The 15,230-nt window shown below is 63.4% G+C and carries 16 protein-coding genes; 12 read left to right on the top strand and 4 right to left on the bottom strand.

From position 1 onward, the window contains the following. Positions 1-29: 29 nt before the first annotated feature. Positions 30-533: a YbhB/YbcL family Raf kinase inhibitor-like protein gene (locus tag IWX88_RS06790; RefSeq protein WP_196828536.1), complete on the bottom strand. Its 504-nt coding sequence runs from the start codon at positions 531-533 to the stop codon at positions 30-32. Between the two features lie 254 nt (positions 534-787). Between IWX88_RS06790 and IWX88_RS06795 the strand changes: the two genes are divergently transcribed. Then, the gene (locus tag IWX88_RS06795; RefSeq protein WP_231368932.1) at positions 788-1,795 is read left to right on the top strand and encodes an aldo/keto reductase; all 1,008 of its coding nucleotides are present in this window, start codon (positions 788-790) and stop codon (positions 1,793-1,795) included. A gap of 48 nt (positions 1,796-1,843) precedes the next feature. Here IWX88_RS06795 and IWX88_RS06800 read toward each other — a convergent pair whose 3' ends face one another. Beyond that, positions 1,844-2,470 (bottom strand): TetR/AcrR family transcriptional regulator, encoded by a 627-nt coding sequence (locus tag IWX88_RS06800; RefSeq protein ID WP_196828539.1) that lies wholly within the window; start codon positions 2,468-2,470, stop codon positions 1,844-1,846. A gap of 333 nt (positions 2,471-2,803) precedes the next feature. On the opposite strand from IWX88_RS06800, the gene IWX88_RS06805 reads away from it, so the two are divergent. Both IWX88_RS06805 and IWX88_RS06810 read left to right on the top strand, forming a co-directional pair. Next, positions 2,804-4,159, top strand: a complete 1,356-nt coding sequence (locus IWX88_RS06805; RefSeq protein ID WP_196828541.1) for a pitrilysin family protein — start codon at positions 2,804-2,806, stop codon at positions 4,157-4,159. A gap of 94 nt (positions 4,160-4,253) precedes the next feature. Beyond that, positions 4,254-4,856: a histidine phosphatase family protein gene (locus tag IWX88_RS06810; RefSeq protein WP_196828543.1), complete on the top strand. Its 603-nt coding sequence runs from the start codon at positions 4,254-4,256 to the stop codon at positions 4,854-4,856. Here the strand turns inward: IWX88_RS06810 and IWX88_RS06815 are convergent. Then, positions 4,853-5,329: a GNAT family N-acetyltransferase gene (locus tag IWX88_RS06815; protein ID WP_196828546.1), complete on the bottom strand. Its 477-nt coding sequence runs from the start codon at positions 5,327-5,329 to the stop codon at positions 4,853-4,855. The genes IWX88_RS06810 and IWX88_RS06815 overlap by 4 nt on opposite strands. Positions 5,330-5,367: 38 nt before the next feature. On the opposite strand from IWX88_RS06815, the gene dapB reads away from it, so the two are divergent. Beyond that, positions 5,368-6,147: a 4-hydroxy-tetrahydrodipicolinate reductase gene (gene dapB / locus IWX88_RS06820; protein WP_196828548.1), complete on the top strand. Its 780-nt coding sequence runs from the start codon at positions 5,368-5,370 to the stop codon at positions 6,145-6,147. Beyond that, positions 6,144-6,587 (top strand): tetratricopeptide repeat protein, encoded by a 444-nt coding sequence (locus tag IWX88_RS06825; RefSeq protein WP_196828550.1) that lies wholly within the window; start codon positions 6,144-6,146, stop codon positions 6,585-6,587. The genes dapB and IWX88_RS06825 overlap by 4 nt, the downstream gene beginning before the upstream one ends. A 20-nt stretch (positions 6,588-6,607) precedes the next feature. Here the strand turns inward: IWX88_RS06825 and IWX88_RS06830 are convergent, their stop codons facing one another. Beyond that, positions 6,608-7,780, bottom strand: coding sequence for a TIGR01777 family oxidoreductase (locus tag IWX88_RS06830; RefSeq protein WP_370568221.1), 1,173 nt, complete (start codon positions 7,778-7,780; stop codon positions 6,608-6,610). 395 nt (positions 7,781-8,175) lie between these two features. Here IWX88_RS06830 and IWX88_RS06835 point away from each other — a divergent pair, with 395 nt between their 5' ends. The 7 genes from IWX88_RS06835 (at position 8,176) to IWX88_RS14020 (ending at position 15,128) form a co-directional block, all read left to right on the top strand. Then, positions 8,176-9,057 (top strand): endonuclease domain-containing protein, encoded by an 882-nt coding sequence (locus IWX88_RS06835; protein WP_196828552.1) that lies wholly within the window; start codon positions 8,176-8,178, stop codon positions 9,055-9,057. Positions 9,058-9,267: 210 nt separating this feature from the next. After that, complete coding sequence (gene dapA / locus IWX88_RS06840) at positions 9,268-10,245, top strand: 4-hydroxy-tetrahydrodipicolinate synthase (RefSeq protein ID WP_196828554.1); 978 nt, start codon at positions 9,268-9,270, stop codon at positions 10,243-10,245. 69 nt (positions 10,246-10,314) lie between these two features. After that, the gene (locus IWX88_RS06845; RefSeq protein ID WP_196828556.1) at positions 10,315-11,991 is read left to right on the top strand and encodes a ribonuclease J; all 1,677 of its coding nucleotides are present in this window, start codon (positions 10,315-10,317) and stop codon (positions 11,989-11,991) included. A 154-nt stretch (positions 11,992-12,145) separates the two neighbouring features. Further along, positions 12,146-13,138, top strand: a complete 993-nt coding sequence (locus tag IWX88_RS06850) for a hypothetical protein (protein ID WP_196828558.1) — start codon at positions 12,146-12,148, stop codon at positions 13,136-13,138. Next, a complete protein-coding gene (locus tag IWX88_RS06855) occupies positions 13,135-13,860 on the top strand; it encodes an ABC transporter ATP-binding protein (RefSeq protein ID WP_196828560.1) in 726 nt (241 codons plus the stop codon). Before IWX88_RS06850 ends, IWX88_RS06855 begins: the two co-directional genes overlap by 4 nt. Further along, entirely contained in the window at positions 13,857-14,342 is a 486-nt protein-coding gene (locus IWX88_RS13820; RefSeq protein WP_231368933.1) for a hypothetical protein, read from the top strand. Before IWX88_RS06855 ends, IWX88_RS13820 begins: the two co-directional genes overlap by 4 nt. Positions 14,343-14,465: 123 nt before the next feature. Then, a complete protein-coding gene (locus IWX88_RS14020) occupies positions 14,466-15,128 on the top strand; it encodes an ABC transporter permease (RefSeq protein ID WP_370568222.1) in 663 nt (220 codons plus the stop codon). Positions 15,129-15,230: the final 102 nt, after the last annotated feature.

A 15,230-nucleotide genomic window follows, 5' to 3' on the forward strand; every position in this document is an offset into this window, starting at 1 on the left:
ACAGGTGGGGTGCCAGCACGGGTGCGGCCCTACTCTGCCGGGGTCTCCGCGGTGCCCATCAGCTGGGCCCGGCCAATGATGTGGCCGCGCAGCATGAACCCAAGCACGGCAGGAGTCGCCCCGGCAGGGATGTCGAGGGTCTCCACATTGAGAGCGCTCACCGTGAAGAAGTAGCGGTGTGCTCCGTCACCCGGCGGGGGAGCAGCGCCGGTGAACTCCTCACCGCGCAGCTCATTGGCCATCACGACGGCCTGCGGAGGCAGTGACCCGCCCGCGGCGAGTTCGGTGGTCGAGGCCGGGATATTGCGCACGGCCCAGTGCCAGAATCCGCTTCCGGTGGGTGCGTCGGGATCATAGGCCGTCAGGGCGTAGCTCTTCGTCGAACCGGGCGCGCCACTCCAGCGCAGCGAGGGTGCACGGTTGCCTCCGTCAGCCCTCACCCACCCGGGTAGCGGGTCACCTTCGGTGAAATCGGAGCTTTCAAGAATGAAGGTCGGCACCGGGGGGAGCCGCCAGTTGGGATCGTTCGTCATCGTTGTCATCCTGTCTATTTGCGCAGTGCCATCCACCGAGGCGATGAGCAGCTGCCTCTCAAATAAATTTACTGCCACGGTCGTCCGGTCTCGAGCGGATAACAATTGTGCCGACGCAGAGCAGACTCGGCGCGCGTGACCTCGATTTGTCACTATCCGCCTCTATTCTCAGAACAAGAGCAATGACAATCATGTTCGCGGTCCGGATTTCGTAGCCGGATCCCGCAACCGCGATGCAGGGAGGGATTGAGGGAATGGTCATGATGCAGGTGCGGCGGCCGGAAGCGGCCTTACCCATTCCGCCGGCCTCCGCTGACGTTCCCACGCTCGAGGTGTCCCTCCCGATCCGACGTCCACTCGGCCAGTCTGCACTGCGCGTCTTTCCGCTCGCAATCGGTGGAAATGTATTCGGATGGACCGCCGACGGCGGCGCCACCAACGATATTCTCGACACCTACTTCGCCCACGGCGGTAACTTTATCGACACGGCCGACTCCTACGCCGCCGGTCGAAGCGAGACAATGATCGGCAACTGGATGCGGGACCGTCGGCTGCGTGCAGGCATCGTCATCGCGACGAAGGTCGGCAAGAGTGCCGATAATCCCGGTGTCACCGCGAAGGCGATAAGCCGATCGGTCAACGCCTCACTCGAGCGTCTTCAGACCGACTACATCGACCTGCTGTACCTTCACATCGACGATCCAGAGGTTCCATTCGAGGAAACGCTTCTCGCCGTGGACGATCTGATCCGGGCGGGTAGGGTGCGCCACTTTGGAGTGTCTGACCACTCGAGCAACCGCTTGGTCGAAGCACGGGTGATAGCAGCTCAGCTCGGAGTGGCTCCGATGCTGGCCGTGCAAAACCACTACAACCTCATGCACCGCACCGGCTATGAGGGGGACTTGGCCAGAGTGGCGTCCCAACAGCGACTCGCGGTCATGCCGCGATTCGCCCTTGCCAGCGGATTTCTCACCGGCAAGTACCGCACGAAGGCGGATTTGGGCAAGAACAACCGGGGGACCGAGCTGGCGAATCACCTGTCTAAGCGCGGCCAGCGGGTGCTTGCAGTGCTTGACCAGGTGGCACGCGAACAAAATTCGAGCCTGGCCACCATCGCTCTTGCGTGGCTGCTGTCAAAGCCCGGCATAGTCGCGCCAGTGGCGAGCGCGAGCCGCCCACAACAGGTGCTTGAACTTGTCGCAGCGGCAAAAATCCAACTGAGTCGCCACCAGGTAGCGCAGCTCGACCGGATCTCGGCCTAAGTCTGCTCGCGGGAGCGTGCGCGTCGACTAGAGGCTAGACACTAGAGGCTAGCGGATGGAACGATCCATAACGCGATCGGCGACCCGCACGAAAGCGGTCGTGGCGGCGATTGGGTCTCCCGCGTAGCCGCCGGTCATCACACCGTCGCGGGCAAGCACTAACTCATCGCCTCCGTCACCGGGCAGGGGATGCCCGAGCTGATTCAGCAGGGTGCTCAGGGTCTCCGCGTACCACTCGCGGTGCTCGGACACGATCTGGCGAACGGCATGGCGGGGGTCGGTGAATTCGGTTGCGGCATTGATAAACGCGCACCCGCGGAAGCCGGGGGACATGACATCCGCGACGATCTGATCGATGAGTCCCCGAAGTGCCGCCCGCGGGTCGCTGTGTTGCCGGATGATCTCATCGACGATCCCCTGCGCGAGTGAGTGGCGCTGGGAGATGTACTGCACGATGAGGCGATCCTTTGAGCCATAATGCTTATAAAAAGTGGCCTTTGTGACGCTGGATTCACTGATCAACCGGTCGATTCCGACGCTGCGGATACCGTCGTTGTAAAACAGCCGGATTGCGGTTTCGAGGATGCGACGCTTTGCCGGCGCCACCGAGTCAGGTGGGGTTCCAGTGCCCCAGGGCGTGCGCTGGACGGCTGGATGGGTATCGATCATTGACATAACGTGTTTCCCTTGGGCTGTTGGGCTGTTGGGCTGTTGAGCTGGCTGACTAGCTGTGCCCAGTTTCGCGCGGTGACTCAACTGGATTTTCGGGGGAATCTGCGACGTTCCTTCCCCGCAATTTCCGGATACGCCTTTCAGCAGTTCTCAGTGGATTCCCCCGCGTGTTAGCAGGGGGCCGTCCTGCCCAGGGGCCGTTCACGACGGGAAAACAGTAGCATGTTGATGGGGACAGACAGATCGGTTTGCCCGGTCTGTGCTCGCTGTTCTGCACCCCAGTACAGGGGAGGGCGTTGCAGGCACAGGCTGCCTCGGTGACGTAGGCTCGGCCCAATGACTGGTACTGTCCCGCTTCCCCTCGACCTCGCTGAACTCAGCATCACTTCGTCGGGAGATTCCCTCGTGCGGCGCAGTGTGCTGCCGTGCGGGGTGCGCATCCTGAGCGAGCAGGTGCTGGGTGCGCGGAGCGCCACCGTCGGCTACTGGGTCGCGGTCGGATCCCGCGATGAATTGCCCGAAACCCTGGGAAGCACCCACTTTCTCGAACACCTGCTCTTCAAGGGAACTGCGGCCCGTACCGCCCTCGACATCGCGGTGAGCTTCGATGCGGTTGGCGGCGAGCACAACGCGATGACCGCGAAGGAATACACCTGTTACTACGCGAAGGTGCAGGATAGGGACCTTCCGATGGCCGTCGAAGTGCTCTCCGACATGATCACCTCCTCACTCATCGACGCGGATGAGTTCGAGACCGAACGCGGCGTAATCCTGGAGGAGCTCGCCATGGCCGACGATGATCCCTCGGATGTCACGAGCGAACGCTTTTTCGAAGCTGTTCTTGGCGAGCATCCGCTTGGCTGGCCGATCGGGGGAAGCCCGGAGACGATCCGTGCGGCGACCCGGGACTCGGTGTGGAACCACTATCGGGCCAATTACCGCGCACGCGACCTCGTCATCACAGTCGCCGGGGCGGTCGATCATGATGAGCTGGTCATCGGGGTGCAGCGCGCTCTTGCCGCAGCCGGCTGGAATCTCGAAGCCGAGGAGACCCCGGTCGAGCGCAGGGATGCCGCCCTCGGAGTGATCCAACGCGGAAGTCCACTCGTGGTGGTGCAGCGACCCATCGAGCAGGCGAACATTCTCATGGGCGTCCCCGGTATTCCGGCATCCGATGACCGCAGGTCGACCATGGCCGTGCTCAACTCGATTCTCGGCGGAGGAATGTCGTCGCGACTGTTTCAGGAGATCCGTGAAAAACGTGGTCTCGCTTATTCCGTCTACTCGTTCTCCCCGAGTTATTCCGATGCCGGCCTGTTCGGTCTTTACGCTGGATGTTCGCCGGCCAAGGTCGGCCAGGTGGCCGAGCTCCTACTCGGGGAGTTCCGTCGCCTCGGCACCGGTGGCGTGACCGATGACGAGATGCGCCGCGCCGTCGGTCAGCTGAGTGGGGCATCCGCTCTTGCGCTGGAAGACTCTGACACCCGGATGTCGCGCCTCGGTCGCTCCGAGATCACCCTCGGTGAATACGCCGATCTCGACGAATCGCTGCGACGACTCGCCCTCGTGACACCGGTGGACGTGCGTGATCTCGCCGCCGAGCTCGCGTCACGGCCGCTGTCAATTGCCGCAGTCGGTACCGTCGATGCCTCGGTCTTCGATGGCATCGTCGATCAGCCTGTCTCCACGTGAGCTGAGCTCCATCATTCGCACTGATCGCTCATTCGCACTGATCACTTATTCCCACTGATCGCTCATTCCCACTGATAGCCAAAGAGGAACAACGATGTCTCACTTCATCTATCTCGTGCGTCACGGCGAGCAGCAGGATGCCGAGCACGGCATGCCCGATGGCCCGCTCTCTGGCCGCGGCACCCGCCAGGCCAAACTCGTGGCGGAACGGTTGAGCGGAGTGCCGTTCACGGGTGCATGGCATTCGCCGCTGCAGCGCGCGGAGGAGACAGCACACATCATGACGGCAAGCATGCCGAGCCTCGACTCTCAGCCGTCTGCGCTGCTGTTCGACTGCATTCCGTGCGGCCCGACCCCCGATATGCCCCATGCGTTCGAGCCCTTCTTCGGCTCGGTGACGCACGATGAGATTGCGGCGGGGGAGGCCCAGATGGCGGATGCCGTGAGCGAGTGGCTCACCCCGGGCAGAGACGATCGACATGAGCTCCTGATCACCCACAACTCCGTCATCGCCTGGTTTGTGCGCGAGGTTTTCGATGCCCCATCCTGGCGCTGGATGGGGCTCAACCAGGCCAATTGCGGGCTCACGATCATCCGGGTGCGCTCGGCTAAACCGCCCGTGCTGATCACCCATAACGATCTCGGTCACCTCCCGGTCGAGTTGCGCACCGGACTCCCTGAGGGACAGCCCTTCTAAAGTATTTTTCGATACCAGTTGGTCGCGTTGGGGTTTTCGTTGTACGGCGGGATGTCGCGGTAACCGCTCGAGCGGTATAGGTTTCCGGCTGCTTCGAGACTCGCGTTCGTATCCAACACCAGTTCGGTGGCATCGAAGGCTCGGGCGCGGCACTCCAGTTCGGCAAGCAGCGCACGCCCGCTGCCCTGCCCGCGGGCAGCAGTACGCAGGTAGAGATGTTTCACCTCATACCGACGGATGTCGATGCCCGCGGATTCGAGCCGCCTGATTCCGCCACATCCGAGCTGCGTGTCGTCGTCATCGACCGCAACGAGAAAAATCCCGTATGGAACGATGAAATCATCCGGCACCGGGAATGTGGTGCGGTAGCGGCCCTGCTGCCTGGGAAATCCGGCCGCACGGCTATCGAAGTATTCGGTGAGCAACTCGTGGGCGACCGGGTCGTCGACCCGTGATTCGATCCAGCGCAGCATGCAACCAGCCTATGGGGCGGGCTTGGTAGATTTGGGGAATGACTACCTCCGTCGCCATTGTCGGCGCATCCGGTCGCATGGGGCAGCTCATCGCTCGCCTGATCGCTGAATCCCCGGACTTCGAACTTCTTGCCAGCCTCGACTCCCGCTCGCCGCTCGAAAACATGCTCGTGGCCGATCTGGTGGTGGATGTCACGGTGCCAGCCGTGAGCCAGGGAATCGTCGAATTCGCAGTGGGGCATGGCAAGAATGTGCTGGTGGGAACGAGCGGCTGGTCGGCGACCCGTATCGCCTCGCTCAAGACTCGCCTGACCGCCGAGGCAACCGGCGCTGCGGTCATCATCATTCCCAATTTTTCCATCGGCTCGGTACTTGCCACCTCCTTTGCGGCGATGGCGGCCCGGTTCTATGACTCGATCGAGATCATCGAGGCCCATCACGCCACCAAGGTCGATTCGCCCTCTGGCACCGCAGTTCGCACGGCGGAGCTGATCGGCAATGCACGGGCTGTCAAGGGACCGGTGATCGCCCCACACGCCGACCAGCGCGCTCGCGGTCAACAGGTGTCGAGTGTGCCGATCCATTCGCTACGGATGCAGGGAATCGTTGCGAAGCAGGATGTGATCTTCGGTGGCACCGGGGAAACACTCACCCTGAGCCATGAGACCCTCGACCCGAGCGCCTACGAAGCTGGCATTAAGCTCGCCCTGCACGCCCTCGGCTCGGCCACCGGCGTGGTCGTGGGACTCGACCGGCTGATCCAACTCGGTCCGGCCGATCCGGAGCCGCCGTCGGGCATCCCGAGCGATCTCGAATGAAAAGTCGTATCGCGGCGCTGTCGATGTCGGCGCTTCTGGTGCTCTACCTGGTGCTCGTACTGCAGCTCGCCATTCGCCTGATCGCGGTGGACAACGGGATTGCGAAGACGCTCGGGATCGCGCTGCTCGTGCTTCCGCTGCTCGGAGCGTGGGCGCTGGCGGCCGAGTTGCTGTTTGGAATCCGCACTCAGAAACTCGTGAGCCGGCTGGATGCCGCGGGCGAACTGCCCGTCGACTCCCTGCCCAAGCGCACAAGCGGCCGACCGGAGCGGGCCGCAGCCGACGCGGAATTTCCCCACTACAAGGCGGCGGTGGAGGCAGATCCCGGCAGCTGGCAGGCATGGTTCCGGCTCGGGCTCTCCTATGACGCCAGTGGTGATCGCTCCCGCGCGCGCAGGGCTATTCGGCGAGCGATCTCGCTCGAGCGGGCGGCGCGCTGACGGCAGGGTGGTTGTAACGATCAGGTCAGGAAGGCGTCAATTGCCTGTTCGACGGTCTGGTCGCGAAAGGTGAACCCGTCAGCGAGTAACTTCGACGGCAGAATCTGCTGGCTGCTGAACAGCAACGCCGGGCCAGCATCCTGCAGGAGAAGACCGATGATCCAGGATGGCGCGACAAAGGGATACCACCGGTGCATCCTTTTCGCCACGTGATGGGTGATGCGGTCTGACGTTGCCGGAGTCGGACCGACCAGGTTCACCGGACCACTGAGCTTCGAGGTGAGCAGAAACCTAATGGCAGCCGCTTCGTCGTAGAGGCTGATCCATGGCCAGATGTCACCCCCGGTGCCGAGTCGGGTACCGAGGCCGAGGCGGGTCAGCGCCATCACGGGAAGCAGCGAGCCCCCGTTGCCGATCACGACCCCGGTGCGGAGGGTCACGAGGCGCGTTTTTGCGGGCCGGAGCTGCGCAGCCTGTTCCCACGCCTCCACAACGTCGCCGAGAAACCCTGGACCGCGTGGGGAATCCTCCGTAAGGCGCTCGCCCGGCCGATCACCGTAGATTCCCACGGCCGATCCGTTGAGGAATATCTTGGGCGGGGTTGTCGCACGCGCCATCGCTTCCGTGAGTGTGCGAGTGGACTGCACCCGCGAATCGAGAATCTGCTTTTTGTAGCCCCGGGTCCAGGGCAATCGACCAATCGATGCGCCCGAAAGGTTGATCACGGCGTCGATACCGTCCATCACGCTCGCGTCGAGCATGTGAGCACTCGGAGCCCAGTTGATCTCGTTCGGGCCTTTCGGCTGCCGTCGCACCAGACTGAATACCTCGTGACCATCGCCTTGCAGCTGCCTGGTGAGCTCACGACCGATGAATCCGCTTGCCCCGGAGATGAGGATGCGCATCGGCGCGCGCACCGGTGGCCTCGCGGTGCGCGCTGTGCGCGTCGAGGGCCGCGCGGTCGCACCGTCAGCGCGGGGTGTGTCTTTTGTGCCGGCGGCAGTTGGGGTCACCTGTCCTCGGGTCACCTGCGCTGGGGTCACCTGCGCTGGGGTCACATCTGTTGGGGGTACCTGCGCTCGGGTCGCATCTGCTTGGGTCGCATCTGCTGCGAGCATTTCTGTTTCGAGTATTTCTGTTGCGAGCACTTCTGTTGACGACAGGTCTGGCTGAGGAACATCTGTTGTTGGCACTATGCGAGGTTAGCCTCGTGCATGATCGGGATGCCTGCCAACGCGCGCGAAACCGGGCAAGTTACCTGTGGCTTCGGTGGCGCCGAGCAGTTCCTCGGGATTGGTTTTTTCCGCGCCGCCTGAATGGTCGTCGCCTGACTGGTCACCGCCATGGCATCAGACTGCGCTCGCGCATCGACCTTTCGTCCGTCCACTTTGGTCGGTGGCAGGTGCTGTTGCCCAGGGCGGAGTTTCCTAACATCCGCCGGCGTGTCGCAGCTCCCTGGCGGCGAGTTGCCTGGTCCCTCCGCTGTCAGCGTGATCGTCCACTCCTCCCCAGTGCCCGCCATAGCTACCTATCCAGCATTTGGATGTCGAAGTCCACGCCGAAGAGCCCCGGCGACCACTCTGCAAACATGTCCGCCCTTGACTCGACCCTCCGTTCACTCGGTGGCGTCGCCCATGTTCACAGCCTTGGAGAGCTCGGAATACCGCACGCGCGGGTGGAGCGTGCGGCCGCGGCTGGCACCATCGTGCGAGTGCGCCCCGGTGTCTACGCGGCTCTCGATGCAGACGCGCAATTGGTGCGAGCGGCGCGTGTCGGCGGTCGGTTGGCTGGAGCATCCGCGGCGCGCGCACGAGGACTGTGGGTTCCACCGGGTCGAGTGCTCACGGTCGAGGTGAGCGCTGGCGCGACCCACCTTCGGGATCCCGATGATCCTGGGCGTTGGCTCGACACGGCGCGAGGGGATGTGCGGATCCTCTGGTCGGGCGGCACGCGATCGCTCCGCCACGCTTTCGGCATCGCACCGATCACCGACATGATCAGCCAACTCGTCGTGTCCGAGCCGGAAGAATACGTCGTCGCGGTCCTCGACTCCCTCCTCCGTCGCTCGGACACGTCCCAATTTGACCTGGAACTCGCTTCCGCCGCGCTATCAGCTGCGGGGCGAGCGGTCATTCCACTCGTCGACCGGCGCGCAGATTCCGGGTCGGAAAGCGTGGTCAGGGTTCTCCTCGCGCGGGCGGGGTGCACGGCGGTTCCCCAGGTGCGCATCCCGTTCACCGACCTTGAGCGGATGGACCTGCTGGTCGGCGATCGATTGGTCATCGAGTGTGACAGCGAACAGCACCATGGCGGTCGCGAACAGCGAATTCGGGACCTGCGCAGGGATGCGCGTCTCGCCCGTCTTGGATTCATTGTGTTGAGATTCGATTGGCAGCAGGTCTTCTTCGAAACGGATGCGGTGATCGCTGCGATCCTGAAGTACGTGGAACTCGGCCTCCACCGGTTCTGATCGCGCCACATCCCGTGTCGACCCCCTGTTTCCTCGGTCTGGCTGCGCGGGTGGGTGCCGGGTGTCCGAGAGCGGACTTGCCGGCAACACGCCGCGGTAGGCAAGTGACACGCCCCGATTGCTGGATGACTCCGCCCTGGGCACCACTTCCGCCTCTCGGCCCCATTCCCCATCGCCAGCTGCACCGTCGGGCGCGATATCCTGTAATCCGTGTCTACCTCTCACAATCCATTCGGCCAGGTGCTTGTCGCGCTGGTGACCCCCTTCACGGCGGACGGTGAGGTCGACTGGCCCGGTGTGGAGAAACACATCGACGACGTGATCAACTCGGGAGCGGATGGCATCGTCGTCACGGGTACGACGGGGGAGACATCCACCCTCACCGATCCGGAGAAGCTCAAGCTCGTCGAGGTGGGTAAGTCCGTTGCCGCCGGCCGGGCGAAAATCATCACCGGAGGCGGGTCCAACGAGACCGCCCATGCGATCGAGCTCTACAAGCACAGCGAGAGGGCCGGCGCCGATGCCGTCATGATCGTCACCCCGTATTACAACAAACCGACCCAGGCCGGGGTACTCACCCACTTTCGCATGATCGCCGACGCGACGGATCTACCGGTGATCCTCTATGACATTCCCGGGCGCACCGGCATCCCGATCCGCTACGAGACGATCCTGCGAGCGGCGAAGCACCCGAACATCATGGCGATAAAAGACGCCAAGGGTGACTTCAGCGAGGTCAGTCGAGTTCTGAATCAGACCGATCTGCTGTATTTCTCCGGTGATGACGCGAATGTTCTGCCACACCTGTCGATTGGAGCAACCGGACTCATCGGCGTTACGGCGAACATCGCGGCCGCCCCGTACCGGGTGATTGTGGATGCCGTCAACGCGGGCGACCTCGCAACAGCCACCGCAGCACACCAGCAGCTTGAGCCGCTGGTGCGTGCCGCGATGACCCATGTGCCGGGCACGGTCGCGGTGAAGTACATCCTGCACGGCCTCGGCCGTATCAGCAGCCCGCGAGTTCGGCTGCCGCTGGTCGGGCCGGAGGACTTCGAGGCCGCCCAGATCGAAGATGAGATCGCTCTCGTTGGAGAGATCCCCGGGGTTGATCTCTCGAACTTCCGCCCGGACCGCAATGCGGCCGCGGGCGGTGCGCTTCCCAAAGTTGCCGGGACCACGCGCTAACAGATTTCGCGCATACAGACTTGAGTAGGGGGTTAAAGACCCCACAAAATATCGAAATATTGGACTTTTATGAACTCACCGGTGTACGAACCACGGCCTCTCGCCCCCGCGACTCTTCGCGTCATCCCCATCGGCGGACTCGGGGAGATCGGCCGCAACATGACCTCCTACGAGATCGACGGCAAGATCCTCATCGTCGACTGCGGCGTGCTGTTCCCCGAGGAAAACCAACCGGGTGTCGACCTCATCCTCCCTGACTTCAGCCCGATCAGGGACCGGCTCGATGACGTGCTCGGCGTCGTGCTTACCCACGGCCACGAAGACCACATCGGTGCGGTGCCCTACCTGCTCAAGCTGCGCCAGGACATCCCGTTGATCGGCTCCACCCTGACTCTCGCGCTGATCGAGGCGAAGCTCAAGGAACACCGCATCACCCCGTATACCCTCACGGTCGCGGAGGGACAGTCTGAGAAAATCGGCCCATTCGATCTCGAATTCATCGCCGTCAACCACTCGATTCCGGATGCTCTCGCCGTGGCGATCAAGACCGCCGCAGGGGTTGTCCTCCACACCGGTGACTTCAAGATGGACCAGCTTCCCCTCGACGATCGCATCACCGACCTGCGCGCCTTCGCCCGCCTCGGTGAGATCGGCGTCGACCTGTTCCTGCCCGATTCCACCAATGCGGATGTTCCGGGCTTCACCGCCCCGGAGCGCGACATCGGGCCCGTGCTCGAGGCCGTCATCTCCAAAGCGCCGCGTCGCGTGATCGTCGCAAGCTTCTCCAGCCATGTTCACCGCGTGCAGCAGGTGCTGGATGCCGCACACGCGAACGGGCGCCGCGTCGCGTTCATGGGGCGGTCGATGGTGCGCAACATGACCATTGCCGCCGACCTCGGGTACCTCAAGGTGCCGGCCGGCGTGCTCATCGATGCGAAGAAGGCCGCCGACCTGCCCGACAACAAGATCGTCTACATGTCGACCGGGTCGCAGGGTGAGCCGATGGCGGTTCTCGCACGCATGGCCAACCTCGAACACCAGATTGAGGTGGGCAAGGGCGACACGATCATCCTGGCCTCGAGCCTCATTCCCGGCAATGAGAACGCCGTCTACCGCGTGATCAACGGGCTGACAAAGCTCGGCGCCAACGTTGTGCATAAGGGCAACGCCAAGGTGCACGTCTCCGGGCACGCCTCCGCCGGCGAGCTGCTCTACGTCTACAACATCCTCAAGCCCAAGAACGTGCTGCCGGTGCACGGCGAGTACCGCCACTTGGTCTCCAACCAGCAGCTCGCGATCGCCACCGGTATCCCCGAGGCCAATACGATCATCGGTGAGGATGGCATCGTCATCGACCTCAAAGATGGCGAGGCGACAGTCGTCGGCCAACTTGACCTCGGCTTTGTCTATGTTGACGGCTCGTCGGTCGGAGAGATCACGGATGCCGACCTCAAGGACCGTCGCATTCTCGCCGAGGAGGGCTTCGTCTCGATCTTCGTGGCCATCGACGCCCAGACCGGTCGAGTCATCGTCGGGCCAGAGATCCAGGCCCGCGGGTTTGCCGAGGATGAGGCGGTCTTCGACGCGGTCAAGCCGCTCATCATCAAGGCGCTGTCGGATGCTTCGGCCAATGGCACCCGCGACACGCATGCCTTTAGCCAGGTGATCCGCCGCACGGTTGGTCGTTGGGTGAACTCGTCGCACCGACGTCGTCCGATGATCGTGCCGGTCGTCATCGAGGCCTGACCGCGGTGCTCGAGTAGCGTCCGCCAGGATCGCGTGCTGAGACTTATCCTGCAGAGACTCATCCTGCAGAGTGATTCTTACTCATGCCCTCCCCGCTAGTGTGATCGTGGAACAGTCGGTCGAACACTGGGGTTGCTGTGGGCATTGCACGCAAATGGGTCTTCCCATTCTTCAGATCATCATTTTTCTTGCCAATGCAGCGGCGCTGGTAAAGATAGCTTTTTTCTCCGGGGCCATTGCCTCGAGCGACCCGACGGTGCCCACCGCGCAGATTGAGGAACCACTCGCCACGGTAAGCATTGGCACGATCACTAACGATGTGACGCTGCCGGCTACTGTCTCGGCGGATACTGCGGTGGCGGTAAAGGCGACACTGGCTGGTGGGGTGAAGAAAGTGCTCGTCGAGCCCGGCCAGGCGGTCGAGGCGGCGACTCCCATCCTCACGATCCGCTCGGAAGTGCCCGCCGCAGACGGAGCGTTGGTGGTGAAGACGGTGACGGTCACTGCCGGGTCGGTCGGCATCCTCTCCTCATTTGCGGTCATCGTCGGCCAGGCCGTCGTGGTCGGTGAAGTGGTCGGGCAGGTTGCACCGCCGACATTCAACGTGAGCGGATCCCTCTCTGCCGAACAGCAGTATCGGCTGCTCAACCGGCCGACCGAGGCAGTGGTGACGATTACGGGCGGCCCCGCACCATTCACCTGCACTGGTCTCACGATCTCCTCCGCGTTGGCCGGAGCAGTGGCCGGAGCGGTGTCCGACAGCGGCTCGACCGCAGCCACCGGGTCGGGTACATCGTCTTCGGGCACCACCATCCGCTGTGTCGTTCCCACCGCAATCACGGTCTTCAACGGTCTCGCGGCGAAGCTCACCATCTCGGGAGGGGTTGCGAAGGATGTGCTTGTGGTTCCGATCACCGCCATCGAGGGCAGCGCGCAGTCCGGCGTTGCATACATGCAGAAAGCGGATGGCTCGAGCGAGAAGCATCCGGTAACCATCGGGCTGAACGATGGCACGAACGTCGAAATTACCGGTGGGCTCGCTAAGGGCGACAAGATCCTGCAGTTCGTTCCCGGGGCCGCCGCGAAACCGGACTGCACCAGCCCACAGTTCGCCGGGTCACCGCAGTGCGTGGGAGCAGGCGGATGAGCCTGCTCCGACTCGACGAAGTGACGCGTTCGGTGCGGCTTCCGGATGACGGAACGCTCGAGATCCTCAAGGGAGTCACTATCGAGGTGGCGGTCGGCGACCACGTGTCGATAGTCGGGCGAAGCGGATCCGGCAAGTCGACACTGCTCAACCTGCTCGGACTCCTCGACACGCCGACCTCGGGAAGTATCTGGTTTGATGACCGTCTCACGAGCACGCTGTCGGGAAATGCCCGCGACCGCGTGCGTGGGGCCGATGTCGGCTTCATCTTCCAGCAGTTCAATCTGCTCGGCGGGCGCACCGCCCTCGAGAACGTGATGACTCCGCTGCTCTATGCGAACGGCCGTCAGTTCTGGCGCCGTCGCCAACTGGCAACCGAGATGCTCGAGAGGGTCGGACTCGGTGCTCGCCTCAACTCGATTCCAGAGAAGCTCTCCGGCGGGGAGCAGCAGCGCGTGGCGATCGCACGTGCGCTGATCCGGCGCCCGCGGCTGATTCTCGCTGACGAGCCAACCGGTGCACTCGATATCGACACCGGGGCAAGTGTGATGGCACTTCTCGACGACGTTGCCGAATCATCCGGCGCCGCCCTCATCACGATCACCCACGACGTCACTGTCGCGGCGCTCGCCCGTCGGCACTACCGGCTCGACGGTGGCGTACTCACGCCAATCGACGTCTCACCCGTGCCCGCACTCTCGGCCCCGGGAGTCGCACAGTGAGCTCGACGCCGCCTCAGTCGACGCAGCGCCAATCGACGCAGCGCCAATCGACGCAGCGCCAATCCCCGCTCGCTGCTCTGGTCGGGTCTTTTTCTGAGGCCTGGTCGGAGGTGCGGATCCATCGAACCCGAGTTCTGCTGAGTCTCATCGGGGTGGCGGTGGCTGTGACCGCAATCACCTCCGTCATCGGCCTCGGTGCGATCGTCGAGCAGTCGATGCGGGAGTCCACTGAGCGCAACGGTGGTCGCCCAGCCGACATCGGGATCTCGGCCTATTCGAACAGCGGTGCGACCTTCGACGCGACGGGGTTTGAGGCGACCTTCGATTCGGCGGTAGATCGATACAAGATCCGCTATCACACGGGCATTCTTAGCGGCCAACTCCCCGTTCAATTCGTGGGAGGGTCATCGATCGTCAGCACGACAGCGATTGACGTGGACTACGGCACCATGCGCAGGGTCGCGATTAAAGAAGGCACCTGATTCGTCGATTCGGATGCGGATCGCCTCGCACCGGGCATCGCGATTAACCGCCCATTTTGGGCGCTCCTCGGTTCCCTCGATCTCCGAACCCATCCGACCGTAAGGCTGCTCGGCGCGCATCCGGTGACTGCGGTCGTCATCGGAGTGAACGCGGCGCAAGACGGTGATATGCCGGGCATGATGATGCTGATGGATGCGTATCGCGCCGTCGCCGATCCGGCAAGTTATGCGGGGCAGACGCAGTTTGAGGTGTGGGTTCCCCCTGCGATGGCCACCAAGCTGACCGCACGGCTCGCCTCCGAGCTTGCCGCTGCTGCACCCTCCGGAGTGCAGGTGCAGGTCAATCGGCAGGATTATGCCGCATACGGTGGCGATCCGCTCGCGGCATTCAAGATCGCTGTCGGCGCGGTGGCAGGTCTTGTCCTCTTCCTCGGCGCCCTTGGCCTGGTGAATATCTCGCTGGTGACCGTGCGTCAGCGCATTCGTGAGATCGGCATCCGTCGCAGCTTCGGAGCGACTGCCGGTCGAGTGTTTTTTGCAGTGATGATGGAAAGCGTCGTTGCGACGGTGGCCGCAGGGGTGGTTGGTGTCGGCGTGGCAGTTGCGATTGTGGAGAACCCGTGGGTGCAGGAGCAGCTATCGCAGGGGATCACCGACCTGCCGTCGTTCCCCATCGGTGCGGCGCTGTTCGGGCTGGCTGCCGCTACCGTCGTGGGAGCCCTTGCGGGTCTGCTTCCTGCGATCGCGGCCGTGCGGTTCACAGTGATCGACGCCATCCGCTACTGACGCACGCTACTGATGCACGCTACTGACGGACGCGCATCGACCTGCCAGTGGTGGAGCGTGTCGAGCCCCGGCTTTTATGGCGCCCGGCATTAGCGTTGAAGC

Origin of the sequence: Frigoribacterium sp. CG_9.8, assembly GCF_015751965.1 — a bacterium.
In the GTDB taxonomy this organism is placed as follows: Bacteria; Actinomycetota; Actinomycetes; order Actinomycetales; family Microbacteriaceae; genus Lacisediminihabitans.

What these genes read in the sequence shown, in the direction of transcription:
- IWX88_RS06790 (WP_196828536.1), bottom strand. Translation starts at nt 533, where the DNA reads ATGACGAACGATCCCAACTGGCGGCTCCCCCCGGTGCCGACCTTCATT.
- IWX88_RS06795 (WP_231368932.1), top strand. Translation starts at nt 788, where the DNA reads ATGGTCATGATGCAGGTGCGGCGGCCGGAAGCGGCCTTACCCATTCCG.
- IWX88_RS06800 (WP_196828539.1), bottom strand. Translation starts at nt 2,470, where the DNA reads ATGTCAATGATCGATACCCATCCAGCCGTCCAGCGCACGCCCTGGGGC.
- IWX88_RS06805 (WP_196828541.1), top strand. Translation starts at nt 2,804, where the DNA reads ATGACTGGTACTGTCCCGCTTCCCCTCGACCTCGCTGAACTCAGCATC.
- IWX88_RS06810 (WP_196828543.1), top strand. Translation starts at nt 4,254, where the DNA reads ATGTCTCACTTCATCTATCTCGTGCGTCACGGCGAGCAGCAGGATGCC.
- IWX88_RS06815 (WP_196828546.1), bottom strand. Translation starts at nt 5,329, where the DNA reads ATGCTGCGCTGGATCGAATCACGGGTCGACGACCCGGTCGCCCACGAG.
- dapB (WP_196828548.1), top strand. Translation starts at nt 5,368, where the DNA reads ATGACTACCTCCGTCGCCATTGTCGGCGCATCCGGTCGCATGGGGCAG.
- IWX88_RS06825 (WP_196828550.1), top strand. Translation starts at nt 6,144, where the DNA reads ATGAAAAGTCGTATCGCGGCGCTGTCGATGTCGGCGCTTCTGGTGCTC.
- IWX88_RS06835 (WP_196828552.1), top strand. Translation starts at nt 8,176, where the DNA reads ATGTCCGCCCTTGACTCGACCCTCCGTTCACTCGGTGGCGTCGCCCAT.
- IWX88_RS06845 (WP_196828556.1), top strand. Translation starts at nt 10,315, where the DNA reads ATGAACTCACCGGTGTACGAACCACGGCCTCTCGCCCCCGCGACTCTT.
- IWX88_RS06850 (WP_196828558.1), top strand. Translation starts at nt 12,146, where the DNA reads ATGGGTCTTCCCATTCTTCAGATCATCATTTTTCTTGCCAATGCAGCG.
- IWX88_RS06855 (WP_196828560.1), top strand. Translation starts at nt 13,135, where the DNA reads ATGAGCCTGCTCCGACTCGACGAAGTGACGCGTTCGGTGCGGCTTCCG.